Annotated in this window: 1 protein-coding gene; it reads right to left on the reverse strand. The window is 53.2% G+C overall.

Annotated elements, in window-relative coordinates:
• Positions 1 to 292, reverse strand: a 292-nt coding sequence (locus KSP9073_RS17395) for an SDR family NAD(P)-dependent oxidoreductase (RefSeq protein ID WP_243409288.1), incomplete at its 3' end; no start/stop codon positions are given.
• Positions 293 to 391: the final 99 nt, after the last annotated feature.

Below are 391 nucleotides of genomic sequence, written 5' to 3' on the forward strand. Positions count from 1 at the left end.
CCGTAATGCCGTACTCCGCCAGATCCAGCGCCAGTGATTGAGTCAGCCCGACGCCACCAAATTTCGCTGCGCTGTAGCCAGAGTTGTGTTTGCTGCCCACTTTGCCGGATTTCGAGTTGATCTGAATAATGCGCCCCTGAATCCCGTCGCGGATCATCAAACGCGAAAATTCACGCGCACACAGGAAATAACCCACCAGATTCACCTGTAGCGAACGGTCAAAATCGCCGAGCTGGAAGTCGCTGATAAAGGCTGCTTTTGCTATTCCGGCGCTGTAGACCAGCAAATCCACGCGACCAAAGATTTCATCTACCCCACGAGAGAGCGCCAGAACGCTTTACTCGCTAGTGGCGTCAGCACCAAAACCGTACGCCATACTTTCACCATATTC

This window comes from Kushneria phyllosphaerae (assembly GCF_900312995.1).
GTDB lineage: Bacteria > Pseudomonadota > Gammaproteobacteria > Pseudomonadales > Halomonadaceae > Kushneria > Kushneria phyllosphaerae.